General features: G+C 69.4%; 23 protein-coding genes. 10 read left to right on the plus strand and 13 right to left on the minus strand.

Annotation, left to right across the window (positions count from 1 at the left end; genetic code table 11):
• Positions 1 to 247: 247 nt before the first annotated feature.
• The 5 genes from AC3WSN_RS16040 to AC3WSN_RS16060 all read right to left on the minus strand — a co-directional run bounded on the left by AC3WSN_RS16040 (position 248) and on the right by AC3WSN_RS16060 (position 6,680).
• Positions 248 to 853 carry a LutC/YkgG family protein gene (locus AC3WSN_RS16040; RefSeq protein ID WP_492539247.1) on the minus strand — a complete coding sequence of 202 codons (606 nt, stop codon included), beginning with the start codon at positions 851 to 853 and terminating at the stop codon, positions 248 to 250.
• Positions 850 to 2,421: a lactate utilization protein B gene (locus tag AC3WSN_RS16045; protein ID WP_192707564.1), complete on the minus strand. Its 1,572-nt coding sequence runs from the start codon at positions 2,419 to 2,421 to the stop codon at positions 850 to 852. Before AC3WSN_RS16045 ends, AC3WSN_RS16040 begins: the two co-directional genes overlap by 4 nt.
• On the minus strand, positions 2,418 to 3,161 hold the full coding sequence (locus AC3WSN_RS16050; RefSeq protein ID WP_492539249.1) for a (Fe-S)-binding protein: 744 nt from the start codon (positions 3,159 to 3,161) through the stop codon (positions 2,418 to 2,420). Before AC3WSN_RS16050 ends, AC3WSN_RS16045 begins: the two co-directional genes overlap by 4 nt.
• A 65-nt stretch (positions 3,162 to 3,226) precedes the next feature.
• The gene (gene poxB / locus AC3WSN_RS16055) at positions 3,227 to 4,957 is read right to left on the minus strand and encodes a ubiquinone-dependent pyruvate dehydrogenase (protein ID WP_492539251.1); all 1,731 of its coding nucleotides are present in this window, start codon (positions 4,955 to 4,957) and stop codon (positions 3,227 to 3,229) included.
• A gap of 196 nt (positions 4,958 to 5,153) precedes the next feature.
• Positions 5,154 to 6,680: a helicase HerA-like domain-containing protein gene (locus AC3WSN_RS16060; RefSeq protein ID WP_492539253.1), complete on the minus strand. Its 1,527-nt coding sequence runs from the start codon at positions 6,678 to 6,680 to the stop codon at positions 5,154 to 5,156.
• Positions 6,681 to 6,826: 146 nt separating this feature from the next.
• On the opposite strand from AC3WSN_RS16060, the gene AC3WSN_RS16065 reads away from it, so the two are divergent.
• Positions 6,827 to 7,219: a DUF2267 domain-containing protein gene (locus AC3WSN_RS16065; RefSeq protein WP_192707560.1), complete on the plus strand. Its 393-nt coding sequence runs from the start codon at positions 6,827 to 6,829 to the stop codon at positions 7,217 to 7,219.
• A 175-nt stretch (positions 7,220 to 7,394) separates the two neighbouring features.
• Entirely contained in the window at positions 7,395 to 7,613 is a 219-nt protein-coding gene (locus tag AC3WSN_RS16070) for a hypothetical protein (RefSeq protein WP_192707559.1), read from the plus strand.
• Between the two features lie 25 nt (positions 7,614 to 7,638).
• On the opposite strand, the gene AC3WSN_RS16075 is transcribed toward AC3WSN_RS16070, so the two are convergent.
• A complete protein-coding gene (locus tag AC3WSN_RS16075; RefSeq protein ID WP_192707558.1) occupies positions 7,639 to 8,556 on the minus strand; it encodes a hypothetical protein in 918 nt (305 codons plus the stop codon).
• 84 nt (positions 8,557 to 8,640) lie between these two features.
• Positions 8,641 to 10,710 (minus strand): M3 family metallopeptidase, encoded by a 2,070-nt coding sequence (locus tag AC3WSN_RS16080; RefSeq protein ID WP_492539255.1) that lies wholly within the window; start codon positions 10,708 to 10,710, stop codon positions 8,641 to 8,643.
• 177 nt (positions 10,711 to 10,887) lie between these two features.
• Here AC3WSN_RS16080 and AC3WSN_RS16085 point away from each other — a divergent pair, with 177 nt between their 5' ends.
• The 3 genes from AC3WSN_RS16085 (at position 10,888) to AC3WSN_RS16095 (ending at position 13,696) form a co-directional block, all read left to right on the plus strand.
• Positions 10,888 to 11,838 carry an extensin family protein gene (locus AC3WSN_RS16085; protein ID WP_492539257.1) on the plus strand — a complete coding sequence of 317 codons (951 nt, stop codon included), beginning with the start codon at positions 10,888 to 10,890 and terminating at the stop codon, positions 11,836 to 11,838.
• A 75-nt stretch (positions 11,839 to 11,913) separates the two neighbouring features.
• The gene (locus AC3WSN_RS16090) at positions 11,914 to 13,035 is read left to right on the plus strand and encodes a L,D-transpeptidase family protein (protein WP_492539259.1); all 1,122 of its coding nucleotides are present in this window, start codon (positions 11,914 to 11,916) and stop codon (positions 13,033 to 13,035) included.
• A gap of 271 nt (positions 13,036 to 13,306) precedes the next feature.
• On the plus strand, positions 13,307 to 13,696 hold the full coding sequence (locus tag AC3WSN_RS16095) for a response regulator (protein WP_238195057.1): 390 nt from the start codon (positions 13,307 to 13,309) through the stop codon (positions 13,694 to 13,696).
• A gap of 133 nt (positions 13,697 to 13,829) precedes the next feature.
• Here AC3WSN_RS16095 and AC3WSN_RS16100 read toward each other — a convergent pair whose 3' ends face one another.
• Positions 13,830 to 14,219, minus strand: coding sequence for a YraN family protein (locus AC3WSN_RS16100; protein ID WP_492539261.1), 390 nt, complete (start codon positions 14,217 to 14,219; stop codon positions 13,830 to 13,832).
• Complete coding sequence (rsmI, locus tag AC3WSN_RS16105; protein ID WP_492543128.1) at positions 14,216 to 15,187, minus strand: 16S rRNA (cytidine(1402)-2'-O)-methyltransferase; 972 nt, start codon at positions 15,185 to 15,187, stop codon at positions 14,216 to 14,218. Before rsmI ends, AC3WSN_RS16100 begins: the two co-directional genes overlap by 4 nt.
• 135 nt (positions 15,188 to 15,322) lie before the next feature.
• On the opposite strand from rsmI, the gene AC3WSN_RS16110 reads away from it, so the two are divergent.
• Positions 15,323 to 16,582, plus strand: coding sequence for a penicillin-binding protein activator (locus AC3WSN_RS16110; protein WP_492539263.1), 1,260 nt, complete (start codon positions 15,323 to 15,325; stop codon positions 16,580 to 16,582).
• Here AC3WSN_RS16110 and hemW read toward each other — a convergent pair whose 3' ends face one another.
• The 3 genes from hemW to rph are packed head-to-tail and all read right to left on the minus strand — an operon-like array spanning position 16,583 to position 19,136.
• Positions 16,583 to 17,758 carry a radical SAM family heme chaperone HemW gene (gene hemW / locus AC3WSN_RS16115; protein ID WP_492539266.1) on the minus strand — a complete coding sequence of 392 codons (1,176 nt, stop codon included), beginning with the start codon at positions 17,756 to 17,758 and terminating at the stop codon, positions 16,583 to 16,585.
• A 38-nt stretch (positions 17,759 to 17,796) separates the two neighbouring features.
• Positions 17,797 to 18,426 (minus strand): RdgB/HAM1 family non-canonical purine NTP pyrophosphatase, encoded by a 630-nt coding sequence (gene rdgB, locus AC3WSN_RS16120; RefSeq protein ID WP_192707549.1) that lies wholly within the window; start codon positions 18,424 to 18,426, stop codon positions 17,797 to 17,799.
• Positions 18,423 to 19,136 carry a ribonuclease PH gene (rph, locus tag AC3WSN_RS16125; RefSeq protein WP_192707548.1) on the minus strand — a complete coding sequence of 238 codons (714 nt, stop codon included), beginning with the start codon at positions 19,134 to 19,136 and terminating at the stop codon, positions 18,423 to 18,425. Before rph ends, rdgB begins: the two co-directional genes overlap by 4 nt.
• A gap of 168 nt (positions 19,137 to 19,304) precedes the next feature.
• On the opposite strand from rph, the gene hrcA reads away from it, so the two are divergent.
• On the plus strand, positions 19,305 to 20,360 hold the full coding sequence (gene hrcA, locus AC3WSN_RS16130; protein ID WP_192707812.1) for a heat-inducible transcriptional repressor HrcA: 1,056 nt from the start codon (positions 19,305 to 19,307) through the stop codon (positions 20,358 to 20,360).
• A gap of 57 nt (positions 20,361 to 20,417) precedes the next feature.
• On the opposite strand, the gene AC3WSN_RS16135 is transcribed toward hrcA, so the two are convergent.
• Positions 20,418 to 21,239, minus strand: coding sequence for a DUF1236 domain-containing protein (locus tag AC3WSN_RS16135; RefSeq protein WP_492539269.1), 822 nt, complete (start codon positions 21,237 to 21,239; stop codon positions 20,418 to 20,420).
• Positions 21,240 to 21,604: 365 nt separating this feature from the next.
• Between AC3WSN_RS16135 and AC3WSN_RS16140 the strand changes: the two genes are divergently transcribed.
• From AC3WSN_RS16140 to AC3WSN_RS16150, 3 genes are all read left to right on the plus strand, one after another.
• Positions 21,605 to 22,969 carry an MFS family transporter gene (locus tag AC3WSN_RS16140; protein ID WP_192707546.1) on the plus strand — a complete coding sequence of 455 codons (1,365 nt, stop codon included), beginning with the start codon at positions 21,605 to 21,607 and terminating at the stop codon, positions 22,967 to 22,969.
• Between the two features lie 87 nt (positions 22,970 to 23,056).
• Positions 23,057 to 24,229: an alpha/beta hydrolase gene (locus tag AC3WSN_RS16145; protein WP_492539271.1), complete on the plus strand. Its 1,173-nt coding sequence runs from the start codon at positions 23,057 to 23,059 to the stop codon at positions 24,227 to 24,229.
• Between the two features lie 55 nt (positions 24,230 to 24,284).
• The gene (locus AC3WSN_RS16150) at positions 24,285 to 24,566 is read left to right on the plus strand and encodes a DUF2312 domain-containing protein (protein ID WP_010681866.1); all 282 of its coding nucleotides are present in this window, start codon (positions 24,285 to 24,287) and stop codon (positions 24,564 to 24,566) included.
• Positions 24,567 to 24,586: the final 20 nt, after the last annotated feature.

The following is a 24,586-nucleotide window of genomic DNA, read 5'->3' on the forward strand; positions in this document are numbered from 1 at the left end:
ATCTCCTTGCCGGAAGACGGCCTCTCTGTCGCCGAAGCAAGGGTCGCGCCCGACCGCCGGTTCCAGCTCAATCGTCGTTCGACTGGGGAGACGCAGACGACACGTTGGTGCCGGGTTGAGCGGGCGGATCCACCGTCATCGCGAGCGCAGCGAAGCGACCCAGCGTAGCGCGACGCGCCGGGCGTGGCGCATCCCTGGATTGCTTCGCTGCGCCCGCACGGACGGCGGTCGAGGCGACGGGCGGGTCTCAGCCGCGCTCTGCAGCGCCCCTCGGGAGCATCACCACCGTCAGCGAGCGCACGCCCTGCGCGCCGTGGATCAGGACGCCCTCGATGTCGGCGGTAGCGGACGGGCCGGTGTGGAGCACCGCATAGGCCGAGCGGCCGAATTCCGGGCGCCGATAGGCCGCCTGGACATTGGGCAGGATGTCGGCCGGGTCGAGCAGCACGACGAGGTGCTGCGCGAGATAGGCGACCGCATTGACGATCAGCTGGTCCTGCGTGAACAGCACCGAGCCGGTCTCGGCGATGCCGAACACCGCGCGGACCACCGCCACGTCGACATCCTCGACCTCCTGCGGATAGCGCACGCTCCGCAGGTCGCGGTTGCCGGTGAGTTCCGGAACCGCCGAGGCGATGACCTTCGCGACGTCGAGACGCTCGCGCACGCCCGCGAAAACGTCGGCCGGGCCGGGTTCGGCGACCCGGCCGCCCATGCGCTTCAGCCGCTCGCCGAACTCCGCCACGAGGTCGTCGCCGATGAGCGGCGTGAACAGCGGCACTTCCGGCAGCGGGAAGTCGCCGGCCGGCCGGTTCCTTCGGATGTCGGCCAGGATGCTGTCGCGCGCGCTCACCGCTGCGTGTCCTTCATCCGGTTCTGCTTATACCAAGCGTGGAAGGTCTGGCGCGGCGCGTCCGGCATCTCGCGCTTCTTCCCCCAAGTGTTGAGCGGGTTGTAGACCGCGAAGCGCGGCAGGACCTTCAAGGCAGAATCCGCCGCGCCGATCGCCGCCCGATAGGCCGCCGGGCGCGACAGGACCGCGCCGGCGGCCTTCATCATGCCCTGCTTGAGCGCCGGGATCTGGTGTTCCTCGACCAGCACCTTGCGCCACGCGAAGATCTGCTCGTGGATGTTGATCTTCACCGGGCAGACGTTGGTGCAGGAGCCGTTCATCGTCGAGGAGAACGGCAGCGTCGAGTACTTCCGCTTGTTGAAGGTCGGATCGATGATCAGCCCGATCGGCCCGGAATAGGTCGCCCCGTAGGAGAGGCCGCCTGAGCGGCGGTAGACCGGGCAGGTGTTCATGCAGGCGCCGCAGCGGATGCATTTCAGGGACGTCCAGAACTCCTCCATGCCGAGGCGCTCCGAGCGGCCGTTATCGACCAGCACCATGTGCATCTCGGTGCCCTTGCGGGGCGCGCGGAAATGCGAGGTGTATTGGGTGATCGGCGAGCCCAGAGCCGAGCGCGAGAGCAGGCGGATGAAGACGCCGAGATGCTCGACCTTCGGGACGATCTTCTCGATGCCGATGGAATGGATCTGCAGCGGCGGGACGTTCCCGGAGAGATCGGCGTTGCCCTCATTGGTGCATGTGACGACCGAGCCGGTCTCCGCGATGGCGAAGTTGCAGCCGGTCATGCCGGCATCGGCCTTGAGGATGTAGGGCCGCGTGGTCTCGCGCTGGCTCTCGGCGAGGTAATGCGCGTCGTCGTTGTCCGGGTCGGTGCCAAGCGTCTTGGCGAAGACCTCGGCCACGTCCATACGGGTCTTGTGGACCGCCGGCGCCACGACGTGGCTCGGCTCCTCGTTGTCGAGCTGCTGGATCCGCTCGCCGAGATCGGTCTCGATGATCTCGATGCCGTTCGCCGCCATGTGGTGGCGGAAGCCGCATTCCTCGGTGAGCATCGACTTCGATTTCACCAGGGTCTTTGCGCCGTGGCTGCGCAAGATCTCCAGCACGATCCGGTTGTGGTCGGCCCCGTCCTTCGCCCAGTGAACGTGGACGCCGTTGGCCTTGGCGGCCGCCTCGAACTGTTCGAGGTAGCGGTCGAGGTGGCTCAGCGTATGGGTCTTGATCTGCGAGGCGAGCTCGCGCAGCTCCTCCCATTCCGGGATGCCGTGCGCGGAGGCGTCGCGCTTCTTGCGCAGGTCCCAGAGACGCTCGTCGTGGGCCGCCTGGTGCAGCGGCGCGGCGAGGAAGCGCTCGGCGGCCTCGGCCTGGTCGATCGGCCGGTCGCCGCGGATCTTCGCGCCGCGGGGCTGCGGCTCGCGGACCTGCGGGGCGCGGATCGGCTTCGAGGCGGCCTCGGCATGCTGAAGACGGCCGCCATCCTGGCTGCGCTCGCTCTCGTCGCTCCGGGCACGGACCTCCGGGTGGATGACGCCCTCGCGTTCGCGGGGATTGAGATCCTCGACGCTCATGCGGCAGCTCCGTTCAGCACCTGCGCGATGTGGATGTACTTGAGCGGCAGGCCGAGACGCTCGGCGCAACCCTTCTGGTGCATCAGGCAGGAGGAATCCGCCGAGACGACGTAGGCGGCCCCGGCCCGGTTCTGATCGGCGACCTTGTCGTAGCCCATCTTGGCCGAGACGGCCGGTTCGAACACCGAGAAGGTCCCGCCGAAGCCGCAGCATTCGTCCGGCCGGGCGAGATCGACCAGCTCGACCCCGTTGACGAGGCGCAGCAGGTCGAGGGGCTTCGAGAAGTACGGCTTCACCAGCTCCGAGGGCCGCGCATGGTGGATGCCGCGCAGCGCGTTGCAATTGCCATGATAGGCGACCTTGTGGGGGAAGTTCGCCCAGGGCAGCGCCTCGACCTTGAGCACGTCGTGCAGGAACTCCACCAGCTCGTAGGTGCTGGCGCGGACGTGGCGGACCTCGTCGGTCTGCGGGATCGCCGTCAGGTGCTCGCGGACCTGATGCACGCAGGAGCCCGACGGAGCGACCACGTAGTCGAACCCGGAGAAGTTCTTGACGAACAAAGCCTCGGTCGCGGCGGCCTCAGCATGGCAGCCGGTGTTGGTCATCGGCTGGCCGCAGCAGGTCTGATCGAACGGATACTCCACCGTACAGCCGAACCGCTCCAGCAGCTCGAGGGTGGCGATCCCGACCTCGGGCTCGAAGGCATCGACGTAGCACGGCACGAACAGGCCGACCCGCATGGTCCGGCAACTCCCTGGATCGCCGCCCCGCTGGTCTGGAACGGTTCGAGATTGATAGAGAGGATCTACCGGATGAGGTTGGTCTTGGCGAGGTCGAGAACCGCGTCACCGCGTCCATCCATCACTGCGCGCAGAACATAGAGGCTGAAGCCCTTCATCTGCTGGCCGTCGATCTTGGGCGGCATCGAGAGCTCGTTGCGGGCGGTGCGCACGTCGAGGAGCGCGGGACCATCGAAAGCCAGGACTTCGCGGATGGCACCGGGCAACTCGGCGGGATCCTCGACCCGGATGGCGAAGATGCCGGCCGCCCGCGACATCGCGGCGAAGTCCGGATTGTCGAGAGCGACGCCGGTCTCAAGATAGCCGGCGGCCTTCATCTCCAGCTCGACGAAGCCGAGCGTCCCGTTGTTGAAGACCACGACCTTCAGCGGCAGGCGGTGCTGCCGCAGGGTCAGGAAGTCGCCCATCAGCATGGCGAACCCGCCGTCGCCGCAGAGCGCGATCACCTGCCGATCCGGCTGGCTCGCCTGGGCGCCGATGCCCTGCGACAGGGCGTTGGCCATGGAGCCGTGGACCCAGGAGCCGAGGAGCCGCCGCCGGCCGTTCATCTGAAGGTAGCGTGCCGCCCAGATCGTCGGCGTGCCGACATCGGCCGTGAAGATGGCGTCATCGGAGGCTGCTTCGCTGAGCGCGCGGGCGAGGTACTGCGGATGCAGAGGGCCGCCTGGCTTGCCGGTGGCGAGATCGTCGAGGCCTGCGCGCGCCTTGGCGTAGTGCTTCAGGCTGGCATCGAGGAAGGACCGGTCGGCCTTCGGCTTCAGCCGCGGCAGGAGCGCCCGGATCGTGGCGCCGACATCGCCCACCAAGCCTAGCTTGATGCGGCAGCGCCGGCCGAGCTCGGACGGGCGCAGGTCGACCTGCGCCACCGTGGCGTCCTGCGGGTAGAATTGCTTGTACGGGAATCCGGTGCCGAGCATCAGCAGCGTGTCGCACGCCATCATGGCCGCGTAGCCTGACGAGAAGCCGATCAGGCCGGTCATGCCGACGTCGTAGGGATTGTCGAACTCGACGAACTCCTTGCCGCCCAGCGCGTGCACGATCGGGCTCTTCAGCGCCTCAGCGAGCTGCAGCAGATCGGCATGGGCGCCGGCGCAGCCGCGCCCGCAGAGGAGCGTCACCCGCTTGCCGGCGTTGAGCATGGCCGCCAGGGCATCGAGCTCGGCATCGGCCGGCCGCACCACCGGCTTGGCGGGGATCAGCCCGGCCCGTGGCGCCAGCGGGCGCTTGGGGGCCTCGCGGAGGGCGACGTCACCCGGCAGGACGATCACCGCGACGCCCCGCTCCCCCACTGCGGCGCGAATCGCGTTCTCCAGGACGAAGGGCATCTGGGCCGGGTCGGAGATCAGCTCGCAATAGTGGCTGCAGTCGCGGAACAGCTCCGTGGGCTTCGTCTCCTGAAAATAGCCCGAGCCGATCTCCGGGGACGGGATATGGGCGGCGATCGCGAGGACCGGCGTCCGGCTCCGGTGTGCGTCGTACAGGCCGTTGATCAGGTGGAGGTTTCCCGGCCCGCAGGAGCCGGCGCAGACCGCGAGCTGGTTCGTGACCTGCGCCTCGCCGGCGGCCGCGAAGGCCGCAGCCTCCTCGTGGCGCGTGTGGATCCATGCGATCCGGCCCCGCGCCCGGAGGGCCTCGGTGATGCCGTTCAGGCTGTCGCCGACCACCCCGTAGACGCGGGCGACACCGGCCTCCTGAAGGGTCTCGGCGACGACATCGGCAACGTTGTTGATACGCATGGTCCGGCTCCGCAATCGGGCACGATGCAGGGACGCGGAATCTCCTGTCCCGAGATCATCATGCGCCACCGAGAACGGGGCAGGCCGCCTGGTTGAGCGTCGCGGCAGCACGCCCCGCGAGCCGAACCGCTTAGTTCACGCCGATGTTCCAACGGCCAGCGGGCTTCGCGCCGATCGGCAGTGAAACCGGCTAGGCCTAGCGCTTGGTTAGGCCGCCGAGAACGTTGCGCAGGATCGCGTTGCCGACCTCGCGCCCGACGCTGCGCGCCATGGAGCGGGCAGCGTTGGATACGACCTGTTCGGCGAGGCTCTGCGGCGGTCGCCGACCACCCTTCCCTTTTGCGGGCGTGCCGAAGACGCTGCCGAAGATCTCGCCGAGCATGCCCCCGAGCCCGCCCTCGGAGGCGGCTGCCTCCGGCGCCGCATCGAGATTCTTGCGCTTGGCCAGCATCTCGTAGGCGCTCTCGTTGTCGACGCTCGACTCGTATCTGCCCCGCAGCGGGCTCTGCGCGATCAGCGCCGCCCGCTCCTGCGAGGTGAGCGGGCCGACGCGTCCCTGAGGCGGCGCGATCAGGGCCCGCTCCACCAGAGAGGGCGTGCCCTTCAGCTCCAGAAAGCTCACCAGCGCCTCGCCGACGCCGAGTTCGGTGATCGCCGTCGCCACGTCGAAGGCGGGGTTCTGCCGGAACGTCTCGGCGGCGGCCCGCACGGCACGCTGATCGCGCGGCGTGAAGGCCCGTAGCGCGTGCTGAACGCGGTTGCCGAGCTGCCCGAGCACGGTCTCGGGCACGTCGAGCGGGTTCTGCGTCACGAAGTAGACGCCGACGCCCTTGGAGCGGATCAGGCGCACCACCTGCTCCACCGCGTCCAGGAGCGACTTGGGCGCATCGTTGAACAGCAGATGCGCCTCGTCGAAGAAGAATACCAGCTTCGGCTTGTCGAGGTCGCCAACCTCGGGAAGCTGCTCGAACAGCTCGGACAGCATCCAGAGCAGGAACGAGGCGTAGAGCTTCGGCCGCTGCATCAGCTTGTCGGCGGCCAGGATGTTGACGAAGCCGCGCCCGTCGCGATCCGTGCGCATGAAATCGGTCAGGTCCAGCGCGGGCTCACCGAAGAACTTGTCCGCGCCCTGGTTTTCCAGCACCAGCAGCTGGCGCTGGATCGCGCCCACCGAGGCCGAAGAGACGTTCCCGTACTGGCCGGAGATCGCCTTCAGGTTCTCCGAGCAGAAGGTCAGGAGGGCGCGTAGGTCCTTCAGGTCGATGACCGGCCACTGGTTCTCGTCCGCGACGCGGAAGGCGATGTTGAGCACGCCCTCCTGCGTGTCGTTGAGTTCGAGGAGGCGACCGAGCAGCAGCGGCCCCATCTCGGTGACGGTGCAGCGGATCGGATGCCCCTGATCGCCGAACAGGTCCCAGAACACCGTGGGAAACCGGTCCGGCTCGTAGGTCACGCCGAGTTCCTCGGCACGCTTCACGAAAGCCGGCTTGGCCTCTCCGGAGGCCGCGATGCCGGAGAGATCCCCCTTGATATCGGCGGCGAAGACCGGGACGCCGGCGTTGGAGAACCCTTCGGCCAGCACCTGCAGGGTTACGGTCTTGCCGGTACCCGTGGCGCCGGCCACCAGACCGTGCCGGTTGGCGAGCCGAAGGGCCAGAGCTTCCGGCTTGCCCGGCCCGTCCGCCCGGACGCTCCTGCCGACCAGGATCGTGCCGTCGCCCATCGTTCCTGCCCCCGGACCGCCTCCGTGTGGTTATGGACAAGGCGCCGGGAGTTTTCCAGTGAAGCTCCGTCCCGCGCTTGATTTCCGGCGCCTCAGAGTCGAAGGACGTCTGGAAACGTTCCGAAGAGATCGAAGAGATCATCGCCATGGAAGAATTGCTCGCCCGCGTCACCGCCCGCACCGGGCTCGACGCCGCGACGGCACAGACGGCCATCGGTCACATCCTCGCCTTCCTGCAGAAGGAGGGGCCGGAGGCGGAGGTCGGCCAGCTGATGGGAGCCCTTCCGGGCTCCGAAGCGCTGGTCGCGGAATCGAATGCCGGAGAGGGCGGCGGTGGCGGCTTGATGGGCATGCTCGGCGGCATGATGGGCGGCGGCGGCGTGATGGCGCTCGGCCAGAAGCTGATGGCGGCCGGCGTGCCGATGGGTCAGATGCAGCCGCTCGGCCAGGAGCTGTTCGCCTTCGGTCGCGAGAAAGTCGGCGAGGACGCGATGGGCCCGATCATCGGCTCGATCCCAGGGCTCAATCAGTTCGTCTGACGCCGCGACCAGCGTGCGGCACCGCACCGCGTTGGGGCCGCACATCGAGGAACGTGAAAAACAGGTTACGGGGCGAAAGCTTGACGGAACCTGTCCACGCGATCCTCGTTGTTAGAGGTGCGCTCCGGAAGACTGCCCTCGGCAGTATCCGCGACAGCATCCAAGCAGGCCGGCGATGCCCGTCTTCGAAGCCAAACATCTGGACAGCGCATTCGAGGGGCAGGCGCTCCTCGCTGCCATTCTGCATCCGACCCGGGCGGCTCAGACCCGCGCCTTGCGGCACGGTCGACGCCGGGCCGAGCGCGCTGCGGCCCTCGCCGATCCGATGACGCTCGAACCGCGCTTTCCGATCGTGAACGGCGATCTTGCGCCGTCCGACTGCTCGACGCGCTGAACCGGTCAGGCTCCCAGCACAGCCTCTACCACGGCTGCGGCGTGACTAGCCCCTGACGGGTTACCACCACCCATTCGCGGCCGTGGCGCTCGACCCCTTCGACGCGGCCGACGCCCGGCAGTATGTCGCCCGGCGCGACCTCGACGAGGCGCCGACGGCGGTTCTCCAGAATAGCGGTTCCGTCGTAGACATCGCGCAGCGCCCAGCCGTCGATCACCGGCGGCTTCTCCGGTGCAGCGGTCTTCATCTTCGGCTCGACCGGCTTGGCGTCGGCGAGCTTCGCTTCGGTCACTTTGGGCTCCGCGGGCTTGGCGTCCGCGCTGCGCGGCGCTTCCGCGATGCTGCCCGTCTGGGTCGGCTCGGCTTTCGCCGCGGCTGCCGCGGGCGCGGCTGCGCGGCGGTCCAGCTGTGCGGTGAGGCTGGCGATCCGCGCGTTCTGCTCGCGCTCGATCTGCTCGAAGCGTTCGCCGAGCGCGGTCGTCTTGGCGTTGAGGCTTTTGTCGAGCTGCGCCAGGCGCTCGCCGAGGACGCCGCTGCGGTTAGCCGCTTCCTTGCGGGACGTGTCGGTTGAGGCTCGCAGGTCGGCCAGGACAGCGTGGAGCTGCGCGATGTCGCTGGCGAGACGCGCCGTCTCAGTCCGGCCGGCATCCAGCGTGGTGCTGAGCGCCATCACGGTGTCGTTGGGCACGCCGGGAGACCGGGTCATGGCGATGACGCCGCCGCCCAGAAGAGCACCGACCGCCAGCGCCGCGCCCGGCACGGCGAGGCGGCGCGGATCGAGCTGCGGCAGGGATGGAAACGTCAGGCGCTTTGCCAGAGCCACCTTCGGCGCTGCGGCCTCGTCCTTCGGGGGCGAGGCCGGCTGCGCCTCGGGCTTGCCGGTCACCACGGCCTTAAGCAGGTCGGCCGGCGACACGGCCCGCTTGGCTTCGATCTTCGTCATCGCCCCGAACTCCGCGCGCAGGAAATCGCTGCAAGCGTTCGTTAAGGACGTTTGTTTACGAAACCCTTACCACGGCCGCGCGGCTCAGGCCGCGAGTCCCCGCTTCTTCAGCAGCGGCTCGATGCTCGGCATCCGCCCACGGAAGGCCGTATACGCCTCGCGCGGGTCCCGCAGGTTACCGGCGCCGTACACGAAGGTGCGCAGACGCTTCGCCGTTTCCGGGTCGAAGATGTCGCCCGCCTCGCGGAAGGCGTCGAACGCGTCGGCGTCGAGCACCTCGGACCAGAGATAGCTGTAGTAGCCGGCCGCGTAGCCGTCGCCCGAGAAGATATGGGCGAAATGCGGCGTCCGATGCCGCATGCTGATCTCGTCCGGCATGCTGATCCGGCGCAGCGCCTCGGCCTCGAAGGCCGGCACGTCCAGACCGGCCTCGCCCTCGGCCGAGAGATGCAGCGTCATGTCGACGATGGCCGAGGCCGTGTACTCGACGGTGGCGAAGCCCTGGTTGAAGGTCCGCGCGGCGAGCAGCTTCTGCAACAGGGCGTCCGGTATCGGTTCGCCGGTCCGGTGGTGACGGGCATGGGCCCGCAGAACCTGCGGCTGCTCCAGCCAGTGCTCGTAGAGCTGCGAGGGCAGCTCGACGAAATCGCGCGAGACGGCGGTGCCGGAGAGCAACGGGTAGGTGACGTCAGACAGGAGGCCGTGCAGGGCATGGCCGAATTCGTGGAACAGCGTCCGCGCATCGTCGAAGGACAGGAGCGTGCTCTCGCCGTCAGGCGCCTTCGCAAAGTTCATTACGTTGACGATGATCGGGGTGATCGTGCCGTTCAGGCGCTCCTGCGAGCGGAAGGCGCTCATCCAGGCACCCGACCGCTTCGACGCGCGGGCGAAGTAGTCGCCCAGGAATAGGCCCACCTCGGAGCCGTCGGGATTGCCGACACGCCAGACGCGAACATCCGGGTGGTAGCGCGGAACGTCGGACAGCTCCGCGAAGGTCAGGCCGAACAGGCGTGAGGCCGTGTCGAAGGCGGCCTGGATCATCCGCTCCAGCGGCAGGTACGCCTTGATCTCGCTCTCGTCGAGGTCGTGCTCGGCACGCCGCACCTTCTCCGCGTAGTGACGCCAATCGTGCGCCTGGAGGGCGAAGTTGTGGCCCTCCTCCTGGATCGTCGCCTGGAGGCGGTCGCGCTCGGCGGTCGCCCGGGTCCGAGCCGGCGTCCAGACGTCGCGGAGCAGGCCCGTGGCGGCATCGGGGCTCGCCGCCATCGTGTCGTCGAGGGCGAAATGCGCGAAGCTCTCGAAGCCGAGGAGCCGCGCCCGCTCGGCGCGCAGGCGGATGATTTCCGCGATGATCGCGCGGTTGTCGGTCGTGCCGCCATTCTCGCCGCGGTGCGTCCAGGCTGCGTAGGCGCGCTCGCGCAGGTCGCGGCGGGTCGAGAAGACCAGGAACGGCTCGATCAGCGAGCGGGACAGGGTGATGATATGCCCGTCGAGCCCCCGCTCCTTGGCGGCGCTCTCGGCCGCCGCGCGCAGGAACGGCGGCAGGCCGGCCAGATCGTCCTCACCCGTCAGCGGCAGGGTGAAGCTGCTCTCGTCGGCGAGCAGGTTCTGGCTGAACTGCGTCCCCAGCTCCGACATGCGCGCGGCAATCTCCGCGATGCGAACCTTGTCGTCCGGTCCGAGATCGGCCCCGGCGCGCCGGAAGCGGATACGGTAGCGATCGAGGACACGGCGCTCCTCAGGCCCCAGCCCCTCGGCCTCGACCGCCGAGATGCGCGCCCAGAGCTTGGCGTTGAGGTAGATCGCGCTCCCGTGCCGGGCGAGCTTCGGGCCGATCACCCGCTCGATCGCCTGCAATTCCGGATTCGTGTGACTGCCGGTCAGATTGTAGAAGACGCCGGCGACCCGCTCGAGGGCCTGCCCTGCCCGCTCCATGGCGCCGACCGTGTTGTCGAAGGTCGCCGCCGCCGGATCGGCCGCGATCGCCTCGATCTCGGCGGCGTGAGCAGCGAGCGAAGCCTCGAACGCCGGGACGTAGTGCTCCGGCCGGATCCGCTCGAACGGCGGCAGGCCGTGCGGCGTCGTCCACTGCGCCTCCCGGAACGGGTTGTCCTGCGGCAGGCTCGAGAGCCCGGCGTCAGCTGGATGCGGCATGCATTCCTCAAGGTGCGTCCTGGCGACCGACGGATCAGCCGCGTCAATCCGACGAGGTGGGGTCCGCTGCCGCGATCCGGAAGACAGTGGCCGGTTCGGCGCGCGCGTCAACAGGCCGAGCGATCCGAATGGCGTCTCGCTCGTTACCACCGGGCCATGCCTAAGCTTCGAGGCCTCATGCCAGGACGTCCGCCGCCGATCCGCCATTCCGCGAGCCCGCTCGCCCGTGGCCTCCTCGCTCTCGGGCTCGCCGCGATGCCGATCTCAGCGGGGCGCGCTGCCGAGGCTCCGACGGCCGCCGTGCCGGTGCCGCCGCCGATGCCGCCCGAGCGGCCGGATACGCTGAAGCCGCCCGCGCCTGCGCCCGCAGAGGCGATGCCTCCCGTGCCGCCGCCCCGTCCCGCGGAGCTGACGCCCTCTGCCGCGGCCCCGCCCAAGGACGTCGCCAAGGACGCAGCCAAGGACGCAGCCAAGCCCGTGAGTGGCACGGACAGCGCCAAGCCCGAGATCCCGACGCCACCACCCACACCGCCCGGCCGGCCGCCGGAGCTGTCCGGCCAGGCGGCCCTAGCGCTCAAGGTGTCACCGCCTGACGACACCGCCTGCCGGACACGCCTCAAGCGTCTCGGCGTCGATTTCGAACCATTGCCGCCGATCGCCGAGGGCCAGTGTACCGCCCCGCTGCCGCTGAAGGTCACCCGCTTCGCTGACGGCGTGGCCTTGCCACAGGGCGCGACGCTGACCTGCCGGACGGCCGAGGCGCTGGCGCGCTGGGCCACGGAGGTTCAGGCGGAGGCCGACCGGATTCTCAAGCATCCGCTGACCGGTCTCGAGCTTGGCGGATCGTATGTGTGCCGGGGCCAGAACCACGATCTGGACGCCAAGCTCAGCGAGCACGCCTTCGCGAACGCGGCCGACATCATGGGCTTCACCTTCGCAGGGCGCGCCAGCATCCCGGTCAAGACGATGGCGGAGGGTTCGGACGACGCGCAGTTCCTCGCCGCCGTTCGCGGCAAGGCCTGCGGGTTCTTCCGGACGGTCCTGGGACCCGGCACGAACGCGGCCCACGCCAACCACTTCCACCTCGACGAGCGCGAGCGGAACGGGGGCCACCGGCTCTGTGAGTAAGGATTCGTGGAACGTTCCCGCCGGCTCAGCGCTTTTGCGACCGGAGCGCACCCGCTCCCGGAGAATGCGACGTCGATGATCCCGACACCTTGGCGACCGGTCTGCGCGGCTCTCCTGGCGAGCTGCCTCGTCGTGCAGGTGGCGGACGCCCGGCCGGGCAAGAAAGCCCCCAAGGAGGATCAGGCCCCTGCCCTGACCGCGGATGCGATCAACACCGCGACCCTGGCGCCGCAAGGCGGCAGCCAGGCCGACGGGGGCAAAGCCGCGGCGAAGAAGTCCGGCACAACGCGCAAGTCCAAGGCGACCGACGACAAGGCCGACCCCCTGATCGTGAAGGCACAGGTGCTGTTGGACCGGGCCCGTTTCTATCCCGGCGCGATCGACGGCCGGAAGGGCGAGAATTACCAGCACGCGCTCTCGGCCTTCGCCGTGGCGCAGGGTCTTCCCGCCACTCAGGATCTGACGCCGGAGGTCTGGGACAAGCTCCAGGCCACAAGCGACAAGCCGGCGGCGACCGATTACACGCTGACCGATGCCGACGCCGCGGGACCCTACGTCGACAAGATCCCGCCGAAGATGGAAGAGCAGGCCGATCTCAAGGAACTCGGCTACACCAATCCGCGCGAGATGCTGGCGGAGCGCTTCCACATGAGCCGTGACCTCGTCAGCGCGCTCAACCCCGGCAAGCCCCTCGACAAGGCCGGAACGAGCATCGTGGTGGCAGCGGTCGACCCGATGAGCCTGGATAAGCCCAAGGGCAAGGACCTTCCGCAGGAGCCCAAGGTCGAGCGGATCGAGGTGGACAAGACCAATCGGGATGTCCGCGCGCTTGGGGCGGACGGTAAGCTGCTCGCCTACTATCCCGCCTCGATCGGCAGCACGGAAAAGCCTGCCCCGAGCGGCGACACCAAGGTGAAGGGCGTCGCGTTCGATCCCGATTACACCTACAACCCGAAATACGCGTTCAAGGGTGTGAAAGCGCAGCACAAATTCACGATCCAATCGGGGCCGAACAACCCGGTTGGGGTCGTGTGGATCGATCTCGCAATTCCGAGCTACGGCATTCACGGGACGCCGGAGCCCGAGAAGGTCGGCAAGACCGAATCCCACGGCTGCATCCGGCTCACGAACTGGAACGCCCACGACCTCGCAGCGCACGTCGCACGGGGCGCAAAGGTGACATTCAAGGACGATTGAGCATCGGTCTTCATCCGTGGAACGGGATCGTTTCAGGTCGATGCAGTCAAAAATGTATCATCGGTTAACATAGGTTCCCCGAAAGGCCTCGGTCGGGCCTACGGGCGCTTGACACATTACGCATTACGGGCGACGCCACAGGCTACCTCGTGGATCGCCTCGTCGAAGCTGCAACGGTCTCATCCGGCGCAGCACAGGCGGTGCGCCGTCGAGTTCAACCGCATGGTAAGACCTCCGGCGACGGGGGCGTTCGATGGGAAGACGGCCCGGCGTGACTGCTGACTCCAACGACGACGTTCTGAACGGCATTCGCGTCCTCGTCGTCGAGGATGAAGCGGCGATCTCGATGCTGCTCGAGGACATGCTGCTCGATTTCGGCTGCGCCGTCGTCGGCCCTGCGGCACGACTGTCGTCCGCGCTGGAGATGGCGTCCCAGGAGACCTTCGAGGTCGCCATCCTCGACGTGAACGTGGCGGGTGAGCCGATCTACCCGGTGGCCGAGGCGATCGCGAAGCGCGATCTCCCGCTCGTCTTCTCCACGGGCTATGGCGGCGCCGGTATCCGCGAGCCGTTCCGCGACCGGCCGGTCGTACAGAAGCCCTTCAGCCAGGCCGACCTGAAGCGCACGCTGATCGGCGCGATCCGAGCTGCGCGCGCCTGACGGGTCGGCCATCATCCGTTTCGGTTCGTCTTTCCTGAGCCGCCGAAGCGAAGGTCGGAAGCGAGAGGCGCAAACGCGCCAGGATCTCGCCCCGGCCGTCGCCTGCTGAAGCGTCCGCTTCCGCGCCCCTGCGTCACAGGCCCTCGATCGCGAAAGCGTCGGCGACATGCGCCGGCCATTCCCGCGCGCCGACGAACACGGCATCGGCCCGGAAGGTCATCCCCGCACACCACGTGTTCCGGCCGATCCAGGCGCGGACAGCGCCCGAGAAGCGGCGCCGCTTGGCCGCATCGATCGCTTCTCGGGCGTCGTCGCGCCGACACCGCGCCTTCACCTCCACGAACGCGATGGTGTTCCAGCGCTGGACGATCAGATCGATCTCGCCCCCTGCGAAGCTGACGCGCCGGCCGATCGGCCGGTACCCTTTGAGCATCAGGGCCGCCAGCGCGATCCATTCGGCGCGATGGCCGCGCCGGTACGCGGCGCGGCGCCGGTCGGCGTGGTCGGGCGGAACCCCGTTCATCCCTCGCCTCGTGCGAGCGCGAGCGCCCGGTTATAGATCTGCCGCCGCGGCTGCCCGGTTTCGTCGGCCACCAAGCTCGCCGCATCCTTGATCGAGTGGCGCTCGAGTGCCGTCCTCAGCAGCGCATCCAACGCGGCATCGCCCTCGACCGTCCGCTCCGGCGTGGTCGCGGCGCCGATGATGACGACGATCTCACCCTTCGGAGGACCATCCTGCGCGAAGCGGTCGCTCAATGAGCCGAGCGTGTCGCGCCGGACGGTCTCGTAGAGCTTCGTCAACTCGCGGGTGACCGCCGCCGGGCGGTCCGGCCCGAGGACCGCAGCGGCATCGGCCAGCATCTCGGGCAGGCGGTGCGGCGACTCGAACAGGACCAGCGTCCCCGGCACCTGGACCAGCGCCTCCAACCGGTTGCGACGTGCCCCGGCCTTCTGGGGCAGGAAGCCCTCGAAGAAGAAGCGGTCGGTCGGCAGGCCCGCCGCCACGAGGGCCGTCATCACCGCCGACGGCCCCGGCACGGGCGTGATCGGGATGCTGGCCTCGATCGCGGCCTGAACCAGCTTGTAGCCGGGATCCGAGACCAGGGGCGTGCCCGCATCGGACACGAGGGCGAGCGCTTCCCCCGCCTTGAGGCGGGCGACCATCCGCTCGCGCACCGCGTCGTTCGAATGCTCGTGGTAGGCCAGGAGCGGCGTGGTGATGCCGTAATGGGCAAGCAGCGTACGGGTCACGCGCGTGTCCTCGGCGAGCACGGCATCCGCGGCCGCAAGGGTGGCCAGGGCGCGGATCGTGATGTCGCGCAGGTTGCCGATCGGGGTCGCCACGATGTGCAGGCCCGGCGACAGCTGTTCGGCCTCGCTCGCCAGCCCGAACGCCGTGAAGGTGTTGGTGCGTGGACGATCGGTCCCGGGCTTCTGCAAAGGGGTTCTCGTCGGGGCGGCGGGCCCCGGGGCATCGAATCGGCGGGTCATCATCGGCGATCTTGTCACACTGCCTGCTTCTCGTCGCGGCAGGACGACAGGATCGGGGGCAAGTCTTCGTCCGTGCGTTTACATTTTCAGGGCCGGCCTTCAGATTTCCGACGCCTGCCCTGAGGAGTCCGCGCCATGGCGCGTCCGACACGCGCGCGGGACCGTCTCGTGCGTGTCACCGCTCTGACCGCTGCGCTGTGCGCCGCCCTGCTGCCGCTCGGCGGTTGTCTCGGGACCGACACGGTCCGTCGCCAGCCGATTCCGCAGGCCGACTTGTCGCCGCCCGCCGATCTGCCTCAGGCGCCTTCTGCGGTCGCGTCGGCCACGCCGGCCGCCTTCGCGGGACAGCGGATCGGCACCGGCACCGTCAAGGTCGCGCTGGTCCTGCCGCTCAACGGTCAGGGCGCTTCTGTGGGCAACGCCCTGCGCAACGCGGCGCAGCTCGCCTACAACGAGGCGCAGCAGCCGGACCTGACCATCCTGGTCGAGGACGACCGGAGCACGCCGGACGGCGCCCGCGACGCGACGCAGGACGCGCTGCGGCAGGGCGCCGAGATCGTGCTGGGCCCGCTCTTCGCCGGCAGCGTGCAGGCCGCCGCCAACGTGGCGAAGACGGCCGGCAAGCCGGTGATTGGCTTCTCAACGGACGCGACGGTGGCGACCCGGGGCGTCTACCTCCTGAGCTTCCTCCCGCAGCCGGAGGTCGATCGCGTCGTCGAGGACTCGGTCGCGGGCGGAAAACGCTCCTTCGCGGCCCTGATCCCCGAAACCGCCTACGGCAACGCCGTCGAGGCCGAGTTCCGGGAGGTCGTCGCCCGCCGGGGCGCCCGTGTCGCCGCGGTCGAACGCTATCCGGCCGGAGCGCCCGGCCCCGCAGTCGAGCGGCTGGCGCGGGTGATCACGGGCCCCGCCGCCACCGCGGACGCGCTGTTCATTCCCGAAACCGCCGAGGCCATGCCGGCCGTCGCGGCCGCCCTCACGAAGGCGGGCTTCTCGCCGGGTCGGGTCCGTCCGATCGGAACGGCCCTCTGGAACGAGCCGGGCCTGTTCGCCCTGCCGGCTCTCCAGGGCGGGCGCTTCGCCTCGCCGGACCGCAGTGGGTTTTCGAGTTTCAGCGGCCGCTATCAGGCGCGCTTCGGCAGCGTTCCGCCCCGCGTTGCCTCGCTCGCCTACGACGCGGTGACGCTCGCCACCGCCCTGGCGCGCCAGTACGGCTCGCAGCGCTTCGCCGAGGCGACGCTCACCAGCGGATCCGGCTTCGCCGGGGTCGACGGCACGTTCCGCTTCCGCCCTGACGGTCAGAGCGAGCGCGCGCTGGCGGTCTACGAGATCCGCAACAACGCCGCGCCCGTCGTGAGCCCGGCGCCGCGCGTGCTGGCCAAGCCGGGGATCTGATCAGGTCGCGAGTTCCGCCACCAGGGCGTTGAGCACGGGCGCACCGCGGGCGGTCGCGGCAATGCGGCCGCCGGGCCGCCATTCCAGCAACCCGTCGCCCATCAGCATCCCGATCCGGTTGCCGTTGAGCGGACGGCCCTTCAGCGCGGCGTAGCGGGCGGGGTCGATCCCCTCGGCGAGCCGCAGGCCCATCACCAGGAACTCGTCGGCCTGATCGCCCGGCGAGAGCGTCTCGGTTTCGACGACACCGTGGCCGTCGCGCTCCACCTTCGCGCGCCACGCCTCCGGCGACCGCTCGGTGACGGTGCCGATCCGCCCGTGCTCCGTGACCAGCCGCCCGTGGGCGCCCGGTCCGATGCCGGCATATTCGCCGTAGCGCCAGTAGAGCAGGTTGTGGCGCGATTCCGCGCCCGGCCGGGCATGGTTCGAGATCTCGTAAGCCGGCAGGCCGGCTTTGGCGCAGAGATCCTGCGTCACGTCGTAGAGGGCGCGGCCGGTCTCGTCGTCCGGGGTCACCAGCTTGCCGGCGGCCGCGAGACCGTGGAACGGCGTGCCCGGCTCGATCGTCAGCTGATAGAGGCTCAGATGCTCGGCCGCCCGCGCCAGAGCTTCGCCCAACTCGGACCGCCACGCGGCCGGCGTCTGGTCGGGGCGGGCGTAGATCAGGTCGAAGGACATGCGCGTGAAGACCGCCTGGGCGACCTCGATCGCCGCCAGCGCCTGCGCCACGTCGTGGAGGCGGCCGAGCGTCCGCAGGGACGCGTCGTTCAGGGCCTGCACGCCGAGCGAGACGCGGTTGATGCCGGCCGCGCGGTAGCCGCGGAAGCGGCTGGCCTCGACGCTCGACGGGTTCGCCTCCAGGGTGATCTCCGCGTCGGGCGCCAAGCTCCAGTGGCCCGCCACGGCCTCGAGCAGGCCGGCGACCGTCGCGGGCTGCATCAGCGAGGGCGTCCCGCCGCCCAGGAAGATGCTGGTGACTTTGCGCCCCGGCGTGCTGGCGGCGTTGTGGGCGATCTCGGCCCGGAACGCGTCGAGAAAGCGCGGCTCGTCCACGCCCGCGTGGCGGACATGGCTGTTGAAGTCGCAATACGGGCACTTCGCCGCGCAGAAGGGCCAGTGCAGGTAGATCCCGAAGCCCGCGTCGCGGGTCGGGTGGTCCGGGCCGGTCGGTGTCATGATCGCCGGGATGTGAGCGCGCGCGGCCCGTTTGGCAATCAGGACGCGGGCGCGAGGCACGCCCGGCTGAGATCGACGAAAGCCCGCGCCCGGTGCGAGAGCCCCGCGCCCTTCTGCCAATCGACGCCGTGCTTCTCGTCCGCGGTCATCTCGCCGAACGTGCGCTCATGCCCGTCGGGCCGGAAGATCGGGTCGTAGCCGAACCCGGCCGAGCCTCGCGCCGCGACGAGCTCGCCGAACACCCGGCCCTCGAACAGCTCCGCGTGGCCATCCGGCCAGGCGAGCACCAGCGCCGAGACGAAATGCGCCCGGCGCTCCGCCGCGCCGCGCCGGTCCAGCTCGGCGAAGATCCGCGCCATGGCGCCGGTGAAGTCCTTGGTCGGTCCGGCCCAGCGGGCCGAGAAGATGCCCGGCGCCCCGTCGAGGGCATCCACACACAGGCCGGAATCGTCCGCGAAGGCCGGCAGCCCGGTGGCGTCGGCGGCAGCCTTCGCCTTGATAGCGGCGTTCTCGGCGAACATCGTGCCGGTCTCTTCCGGCTCCGGCAGGCCGAGCTCACCGGCCGAGACGGCCTCGATTCCGAACGGCGCCAGCAGCTCGCGCATCTCGGCGAGCTTGCCGGCATTGTGGGTGGCGATCACCACCTTTCCGGTCAGTCGCCGGCTCACGCGATCGCCTCCTTCTGAAGCGCGACCAGCCGGTCGGTGCCGGCGCGGGCGAGCCGCAGCAGCTCGAGAAGCTGATCCTGCGAGAACGGCTCCATCTCGGCGGTGCCCTGCACCTCGACGATGCCGCCCCGGCCGGTGAGCACGAAGTTGGCGTCGGTCTCGGCCGCCGAATCCTCGGCGTAGTCGAGGTCGAGGACCGGCGTGCCCTTGTACAGGCCGCACGATACGGCGGCGACGTGGTCGCGCAGCGGATCGACCGAGATGATCGAGCGCGCCCGCATCCAGGCGAAGCAATCGTGCAGCGCCACCCAGGCGCCGGTGATGGCGGCGGTCCGGGTGCCGCCATCGGCCTGGATCACGTCGCAATCGACCGTGACTTGGCGCTCGCCGAGCGCCGGCAGGTTGGTCACGGCGCGCAGCGACCGGCCGATCAGGCGCTGGATCTCCTGCGTCCGGCCCGACGGCTTGCCGGAACCGACCTCACGGCGGGTGCGTTCGTGCGTCGCACGCGGGAGCATGGCGTATTCGGCCGTGACCCAGCCCTTGCCCGAGCCGCGCAGCCACGGGGGCCCACGCTCCTCCAGAGAGGCGGTGCAGAGCACCCGGGTGTTGCCGAAGCTGACGAGGCAGGAGCCCTCGGCGTAGCGCGACACAGCGCGCTCCAGGCTCACGGGCCGCAATTCGTCGGCGGCACGCTTGGAAGGCCGCATCGCAGGCCCCTTCTATGGTGAGAAGTCGAGGGCCGGGCTCTTAGGCCGCCGCGCCACCGCGAGCAAGCATCGCCGTGTGGATTGATCCGCGCGTGTTGGACGGACATGATCGGATTACAGGATGACCGCGTGACAGACCCCCACCCCCGATTTCCGAACAGCCAGCCCATGCAGGCGCTTGCCGCACTCAACGAGCGGGCGCGCGAGATCTTCCGGCAGATCGTCGAGAGCTATCTCACGACGGGCGAGCCGGTGGGATCGCGCAATCTCGCCCGTATCCTGCCGATGGCCCTGTCGCCGGCTTCAATTCGCAACGTGATGGCGGATCTGGAGCATTCCGGCCTGATCTTCGCGCCTCACACCTCGGCCGGGCGCCTGCCGACCGAGTTGGGCTTGCGGTTCTTCGTCGACGCGATGCTCGAACTCGGCGATGTCAGTCAGGACGAGCAGCGGCGCATCGAGGCGCAGATGCGGGCTGCCGCCTCGGGCCACACCTTCGAGTCGGCACTGGCCGAAGCCTCGACCATGCTGTCAGGCGTTTCGCGCGGGGCCGGCGTGGTGCTGACCACAAAGGCCAACGTCAACCTGAAGCATATCGAATTCGTCCGCCTCGATCCGGCCCGCGCCCTCGTCATCCTGGTCTCGGATGACGGCTCGGTGGAGAACCGGCTGGTGGATCTGCCCCCCGGACTGCCGGCGGGCGCGCTCCAGGAGGCTACCAACTACCTCAACGCGCGGCTGCAGGGCCGGACCCTCGGATCGCTGCGCGCCGAGATCGAGACCGGACGGAAGGCGATGAAGCGGGAGCTCGACGCGCTGACGGAGCGCCTGGTCGATGCCGGGCTCGCCACGCCGGTCGGCCCGACGGAGGCGCGTCAGCTCATCGTGCGCGGACAGGCCAACCTGCTCGACGACCTGCGCGCGGCTGAGGATCTCGAGCGTATCCGCCTGCTGTTCAACGATCTGGAGACCCAGAAGGACGTCATCGATCTTCTGGCCCGGGCCGAGGGCGGCGAGGGCGTGCGCATCTTCATCGGCTCCGAGAACAAGCTGTTCTCGCTCTCCGGGTCGTCGCTGATCGCGGCGCCATTCCGCGACGGGTCGCAGCAGATCGTCGGAGTCGTCGGCGTCATCGGCCCGACGCGGCTGAACTACGCGCGCATCGTGCCGATGGTCGACTACACCGCGCGGGTCGTTTCCAAGCTGCTCGACGGGGGGCGGTGAGACGCACCGGGCAGGCTAAGACCCGCCCGGCGCCCATCACGCGAACGGTGCCGACGTTCAGGCCGGGATCACGTCCACGATCTCGTAGGTGTCGGGATCAATGATGACGATGTCGTCGCGCACGAGGATGAACTCGTAGCCCTCGTATTCCGGGACGAGCGAGACGATCGCCGGCGGAAGCCGGTGAAGGGTGACCGACCGCGGGATAGCAGTGCCCACCGCGAGGCCGAACGCGACGTCGCGCAGCGGCGAGACACCGAGGCGGGTGATCGAGCTCCGGAACTCCGTGCGCTGCCGCGTGTCGAGGCGGCCCACCGCGCCGCGGGCCGACCCACCGCCGCGGACACCCTCACGGGCGCCCTCGCGGCCGCCGCGCTCGCCGGCCGCGCCCCGACCGCCCTGGTTGGGACCGGCGGCATCGCGATTGCCGCGCTCACCCGCGGGACCGGTGTCGCGACCGCCGCGCTCCGCGGCGCCCGGGGCACCGCCGGGCCCGGTGCGGTCCCCGGCCCCGTTACGCTCGGCCGCGCCGCCTTGACGCCCCGGCCCCTCGGCACCGCGGCCACCCGGCTCAGCACTGCGCGGTCCGCTCTCGGCTCCACCGCGCGCCCCGCCTTCGGCTCCACCGCGCGGGCCGCTCTCGGCCCCGCCGGCGCCGCCGCGAACGCCCCCGCCGCCCGCACCGCCGGCACCGCCGCCTGGTCCGGCGCCGCCCGCACCGCCACCGCCCGCCGCGGGGCCGCCAGCCGCGCCACCGGCTCCGCCACCGCCGGGACCGCCGCCCGCGCCGCCGCCCCCGGGACCACCCTGTGCGAACGCGGTGGCCGCTCCGGCGACGACGATCACGGCCGCTACCGTGTCTCTCAGAATCTGCTTCATGGCCTCTCCTCCTGGCGATGACGGAGCGCCCTCGACGCGCCGCGCCGGCCCGCAACGAGCCCCCAGGCCAAACCGTTCCGCCGCGTCCTCGACGCCGAGACCGCCGCCGGCGGCGATCGCGTCCGTCCCGTCATCCCGGAGCCGAGCAGCGGAGCCCGAAATCCCATCCGTTGGGCGCCGCACGTGAATCTCGGAAGATGCAGGCGCCTTTCTCTGGGACAGCCGCAAGACGATGACACTGCCTGCAACGGGTCGTGGCTAAGTCCCCTCACGGACTTGCGATCACGGTCATCACCTGTAACGTCGCGTCCTGCGAAGAAGAGCGCGGCTTGTTGCCGGCTGAAAAAGTGATCGACGGAGACGCCATGTCCGCCTCGAGAGACGATACGATCGGTATCGCACCGGGCGCCCACGACGACGCAGCCGACCGGAAGCGTCGCATCTGGGCGATCGTCGGCTCGTCGTCGGGCAACCTCGTCGAGTGGTACGACTTCTACTGCTACGCGTTCTTCGCCCTCTACTTCGCGCCGGCCTTCTTCCCGAAGGGCGACTCCACGAGCCAGCTGCTCCAGACCGCCGGCATCTTCGCGGTCGGCTTCTTCATGCGGCCGATCGGCGGCTGGCTGTTCGGCCGCATCGCCGACCGGGTCGGGCGCCGGACCTCGATGGTCATCTCGGTTCTGATGATGTGCTTCGGCTCGCTCCTGATCGGCATCCTGCCGACCTACGAGCACGTCGGCACCCTCGCGCCCGTGCTGCTGCTGCTCGCCCGCATGCTGCAGGGCCTGTCGGTCGGCGGCGAGTACGGCACGTCGGCGACCTACATGAGCGAGGTCGCCATCAAGGGACAACGCGGATTCTTCGCCTCGTTCCAGTACGTGACGCTGATCGGCGGCCAGCTCCTCGCCTCGCTGGTGCTGGTCCTCCTCCAGACGGTCATGACCGGGCCCGAACTCACCGCATGGGGCTGGCGCATCCCGTTCTTCATCGGCGCGGGCCTCGCGGTCGTGGCGCTCTATCTGCGGCGCTCGCTGGCGGAGACCAAGGACAGCAGCGACAAGGAGACGGCCGGCACCTTCGCCGAGCTCTTCAAGCATTGGCGGGCGTTCCTGGTCGTCGTGGCCTACACGGCCGGCGGCTCGCTGAGCTTCTACACCTTCACGACCTACATGCAGAAGTACCTGGTCAACACGGCCGGCATGCCGAAGACCTCGGCCTCGCAGGTGATGACCGTGGTTCTGTTCGTCTACATGGCGATCCAGCCGATCTTCGGTGCGCTGTCTGACAGGATCGGCCGCAAGGCGAACATGCTGCTGTACAGTGGACTCGGCACGCTGATGGTCGTGCCGCTGATGACCGCTCTTGGGACCAACAAGGATCCCTACCTCGCCTTCGCGCTCATCACCCTCGGGCTCGCGGTGGTGTCGTTCTACACGGGCATCAGCGGCATCGTGAAAGCGGAGCTGTTCCCGACCAACGTGCGCGCGCTCGGCGTCGGCCTGTCCTACGCGGTGGCCAACGCCACCTTCGGCGGCACCGCCGAGTTCGTGGCGCTGTGGTTCAAGGACAACGGCATGGAGAGCACGTTCTTCTGGTACGTGACCGTGCTGATGGCGATCGCCTTCGTGGCCTCGCTGATCATGCCGAACCCGAAGGTGCACGGCTATCTCGACGGCGCCGGCACCGTCGAGGAGGCCCTCGGCAAGAAGCCGCGCTTCGCCCACGCCTGACCGCGTGCAGGATCCGGCTGGACCAGCCGGATCTTTCCCGCTGATATGCCCCCCGCCGGGCGCACCAGACGCCCGCGGGAGGAAACCATGCGCAAGACCGCCCTTGCCGGCGCCCTGATCCTCATGTGCCTCGCTTCAGGCGCGCCGGCTCAAGCAGCCGAGCCGTTCAAGCCTGCGCCGGGCGCCGGCTACTTCTTCGTCGGCGGCCACTATGAGACCGCCAAGGACAAGACCACCGCCTCCGGCCAGATGTTCGTGACCTACCGCGTGCCGGAGCGGATCACGCAGCGCTATCCGATCGTGATGGTGCACGGTACCGCTCAGACCGGGACCAACTTTCTCGGCACGCCCGACGGCCGGCCGGGTTGGGCCGACCACTTCGCCGCCCAGGGCTTTGCCGTCTACGTGGTCGATCAGGTCGGGCGCGGACGCTCGGGCGGCGACCCGGAGACCTACGGCCCATATGTCCGCCTGCCGGTCGAGGACCTGGAGACGGTGTTCACCGGGCAGGAGCGGTTCGCGCTCTACCCGCAGGCCAAGCTGCACACGCAATGGCCGGGCGGTCCGGGCGTGCGCGGCAACGCGGCCTTCGATCAATTCTACCTGTCGCAGGTGCCCTACATCGCCAGCGCCCTCAAGAGCGAGGAGCTGGTCGATCCGGCGCTGATCGCGCTGCTGGAGAAGATCGGACCCGCGATCCTCCTGACGCACTCGCAGGCCGGCGTGTTCGGCTGGGCGGTCTCCGATCAGCGGCCCGACCTCGTGAAGGCCCACGTCGCCGTGGAGCCGAACGGGCCGACCTTCTACGACATCCGCTTCAAGGGCGGCGACAGCTGGTACGAGCGCGTGGGCGACTCGCGGGCCCGGCCCTACGGCATCACGCGGGTGCCGCTCCATTTCGAGCCGCCGGTGAGCGGTCCGGCCGATCTCACCGTAGTCCAGGCCGAGACTGCCGCCGCGCCCGACAAGATCCGGTGCTGGCTCCAGGCCGAGCCGGCGCGGACACTGCCGAACCTCGCCAAGGTGCCGGCGGTGATCGTGACCTCGGAAGCCTCGTTCCGCGCCACCATGGACGATTGCACCGGCGCCTTCCTGGAACAGGCCGGCGCGAAACCCGACCGGCTGCGGCTCGCCGAGCAGGGGATCCACGGCAACGGCCACATGATGATGCTGGAATCGAACAGCGACGCGGTGGCCGACGCGATCATCGGCTGGATCACGTCCCGGACCGACGCCCCGGACGGAAAGTCCCGCCCTTAACCCGCCGCTTACCCTGTGGCGGCGAGGGTGGCCCGGTCATCCGATGAGGGAACGCATGACCGACATGACCGACACCGTGGGCGTCGCGGGCGACCGCATCCGCTCGATCATCGAGCGCGTGGAACGGCTGGAGGAAGAGATCAAGGACCTGATGGAGGCCAAGAAGGAAGTCTTCGCCGAGGCCAAGGGTGAGGGCCTGGACGTGAAGGTGCTCAAGGAGATCCTGAAGATCCGCAAGCAGGACAAGGATGAGCGCGACGAGCAGGAGACCCTGCTCGACGTGTATCTTCGCGCCATGGACGCGCCCTCCCCGGCGCCGATCGCGCAGGCCGCCTGAGGCCTGCGGCAGGGAGCGGC

The sequence above is a fragment of the Methylobacterium sp. FW102-HT35C08 genome, assembly GCF_058790235.1.

Coding starts and splice junctions, on each gene's coding strand:
- AC3WSN_RS16045 (WP_192707564.1), bottom strand. CDS start 2,421: ATGAGCGTCGAGGATCTCAATCCCCGCGAACGCGAGGGCGTCATCCAC.
- AC3WSN_RS16050 (WP_492539249.1), bottom strand. CDS start 3,161: ATGCGGGTCGGCCTGTTCGTGCCGTGCTACGTCGATGCCTTCGAGCCC.
- poxB (WP_492539251.1), bottom strand. CDS start 4,957: ATGCGTATCAACAACGTTGCCGATGTCGTCGCCGAGACCCTTCAGGAG.
- AC3WSN_RS16060 (WP_492539253.1), bottom strand. CDS start 6,680: ATGGGCGACGGCACGATCCTGGTCGGCAGGAGCGTCCGGGCGGACGGG.
- AC3WSN_RS16065 (WP_192707560.1), top strand. CDS start 6,827: ATGGAAGAATTGCTCGCCCGCGTCACCGCCCGCACCGGGCTCGACGCC.
- AC3WSN_RS16070 (WP_192707559.1), top strand. CDS start 7,395: ATGCCCGTCTTCGAAGCCAAACATCTGGACAGCGCATTCGAGGGGCAG.
- AC3WSN_RS16075 (WP_192707558.1), bottom strand. CDS start 8,556: ATGACGAAGATCGAAGCCAAGCGGGCCGTGTCGCCGGCCGACCTGCTT.
- AC3WSN_RS16080 (WP_492539255.1), bottom strand. CDS start 10,710: ATGCCGCATCCAGCTGACGCCGGGCTCTCGAGCCTGCCGCAGGACAAC.
- AC3WSN_RS16085 (WP_492539257.1), top strand. CDS start 10,888: ATGCCAGGACGTCCGCCGCCGATCCGCCATTCCGCGAGCCCGCTCGCC.
- AC3WSN_RS16090 (WP_492539259.1), top strand. CDS start 11,914: ATGATCCCGACACCTTGGCGACCGGTCTGCGCGGCTCTCCTGGCGAGC.
- AC3WSN_RS16100 (WP_492539261.1), bottom strand. CDS start 14,219: ATGAACGGGGTTCCGCCCGACCACGCCGACCGGCGCCGCGCCGCGTAC.
- rsmI (WP_492543128.1), bottom strand. CDS start 15,187: ATGACCCGCCGATTCGATGCCCCGGGGCCCGCCGCCCCGACGAGAACC.
- AC3WSN_RS16110 (WP_492539263.1), top strand. CDS start 15,323: ATGGCGCGTCCGACACGCGCGCGGGACCGTCTCGTGCGTGTCACCGCT.
- hemW (WP_492539266.1), bottom strand. CDS start 17,758: ATGACACCGACCGGCCCGGACCACCCGACCCGCGACGCGGGCTTCGGG.
- rph (WP_192707548.1), bottom strand. CDS start 19,136: ATGCGGCCTTCCAAGCGTGCCGCCGACGAATTGCGGCCCGTGAGCCTG.
- hrcA (WP_192707812.1), top strand. CDS start 19,305: ATGCAGGCGCTTGCCGCACTCAACGAGCGGGCGCGCGAGATCTTCCGG.
- AC3WSN_RS16135 (WP_492539269.1), bottom strand. CDS start 21,239: ATGAAGCAGATTCTGAGAGACACGGTAGCGGCCGTGATCGTCGTCGCC.
- AC3WSN_RS16140 (WP_192707546.1), top strand. CDS start 21,605: ATGTCCGCCTCGAGAGACGATACGATCGGTATCGCACCGGGCGCCCAC.
- AC3WSN_RS16145 (WP_492539271.1), top strand. CDS start 23,057: ATGCGCAAGACCGCCCTTGCCGGCGCCCTGATCCTCATGTGCCTCGCT.
- AC3WSN_RS16150 (WP_010681866.1), top strand. CDS start 24,285: ATGACCGACATGACCGACACCGTGGGCGTCGCGGGCGACCGCATCCGC.